2 protein-coding genes are annotated in these 2,157 nt (G+C 34.4%); both read right to left on the reverse strand.

From position 1 onward, the window contains the following. On the reverse strand, positions 1-143 hold a 143-nt coding region (locus tag ACY65O_RS05155), incomplete at its 3' end, for an RNA polymerase sigma factor (protein WP_462219781.1). Positions 144-198: 55 nt separating this feature from the next. Then, positions 199-2,157 (reverse strand): outer membrane beta-barrel protein (locus ACY65O_RS05160; RefSeq protein ID WP_462219780.1); only part of this gene is annotated, 1,959 nt, incomplete at its 5' end.

The raw sequence follows: 2,157 nt of genomic DNA on the forward strand, positions 1-2,157 counted from the left end.
TACACCTGTATAAAAACATCCTGCGTAATATCATCGGCGTCATCTTCGTTTTGCACAATACCAATTGCTGTATTATAAACCATATCCTGCCATTCCTCTACCAGCTTTTTAAAAGCTTGCTCATCTCCCTGCTGCAATTGCACAATTAATTCCGGTTGATTCAAAACGTATCATTTTATTATTTCACTTTAAAAGTAACTAAAATTCGCCACCCCTGTTACCACCAAAACCACCACCGGGCATCATTGGCCTGTCGCCACGGTTAAAATTATTTTGCCTTGCAGGGCCGGTACCAAAATTTTTCAATTTATAAGTAAACGTAAGCATAAAGTATTGTCTTAATACCTGTGTTTGTACATCTTGTATGTAAGTATCGGTTACCGATCTTGTAATGCTTTGATTTTGTTTCAACAAATCAAAAACAGATAATTTAATTTCTCCTGTTTGACCTTTCAATATTTTTTTACCGATTGCGGCATTCCACAGCCAAAAGCTTTGATTAAAACCTGCAGCTAAACCAGTATTGGCATTTCCCGAAACATCATTTTGAATAAACCAGCCTTTTTTACTTAACAGGTTAATTTGTGCGCCTGCTGCCTGATTAACATATTTGGTAGTAGTGCTTTTTGTTGTATTGGTTGATGAGTTATTAAAATTTGCGCTGTACGATAAATTAAAATCGACATACTCACTTATATTACTTGCAAACACCACACCTGTGTTATAATTGTAATTCTTGGTAACAGCGGGTTTGTAGTCTATCAAACCGGGTAATCTGGAGTAACTAAATCCTGCATTTAAATTCAGCGTTGTTTTAATAAATTTTAACGGCATACTGTAATTAAAAAAAGTACGCAGGCTTTTATAGCCATCTAAATTTACCGGTTTAGAAAATTGTGAATTTCTTTTTACCGTTACATTATTTATAACAGAATCTGTTTTAATAAAGTAAGATGCATTTGAAATATAATCAGCTGCAGTTTGCAAAAACAAATTAGCAAAAAAACTTTTACTGGTTTTAGAATTGGTATAAGAATAGCGCCCTGATACAAAATGAGTATAAGATTGTTTTAAGTTGGGGTTGCCGCTGCTTACCGATAAAGAGTTGGTGTCGCTAACAACATCCTGTAACTGTGTAATAGATGGAAAATTAGTTGATGCCCGGTAAAAAACACGTATGTTACTGTTTAAAGATACTTTTTTACGCCACATTAAATTGGGCAGTACATTAGTGAATGACTGATTAACTGAAGTTGCAGTGGGAAAAATTCGCTGGCTTTCTAATTTAGAATTTTGAAAATTTACACCAAAAGAAAGTTGTTCATCCCTGCTTTGCCCCAACCGGTAATTGATACCAGCGTTGTTAGTGGTAATAGTATTATCGAAAAGATTTGATAATTTACCATCGAACAGGGTGTACTTCTGTCCATCGTAATTAAAGGTTTGCTGATTAGCTTTATTTTTTTGTACTGTTGGCGTGTAATCAATTTGTAACTGGCCTTTTTTTCCAACAGGTTCTGTATAAGATATGTTACCCCCAATTGTAGTACCACTGGTTTTACTATCTCTAAACCTGTTTGATAACACTTCTGAAACACTGGTGGAATCGTAATATTTATTTCTTGCGTCAGTTATAGTTTCCCCATCATTTTTACTCCATCCGGTATTAAAGCCAAATGAAATGGTACGGCCTCTTTTTGGAAATGAGTGGCGGAACATAATGTTATTTCTGATATTATAGCCATCCCTGTTAGAATTATTTTTAGTTAATGATACACCGGTAGAATCATTTTCGGCATAAAAATTTTGTGCAGAAGAAACAGATACCGATTTATTGTTCTGAAAGCTGATGCTTGGAATAATAAACAATGAATTGGCAGAATCCAATTTATACTCCAGCCTTAAATTAATTCTGTGATTGGTATTATTGTTTGATGAAGTGCTTTTTTGCACGCCAAACAAATTTTTAGGGTTAAAAAAAGTTTGGGTATTGGTTAAGCTTTCATTAGTATTAATACTTTTGTTAAAAAAGTAACTGCCTGTTAAGGTTAATTTTTTACCATAAACATTACTAAAATTAATACCGGCCGCATTCGTTTTACTGATCCCATTCGACTGGCCTACATTAAAATTATCGGCACCGCCATTGCCACCACC

The organism is Ferruginibacter sp. (genome assembly GCF_031430955.1).
Lineage (GTDB): Bacteria > Bacteroidota > Bacteroidia > Chitinophagales > Chitinophagaceae > Ferruginibacter.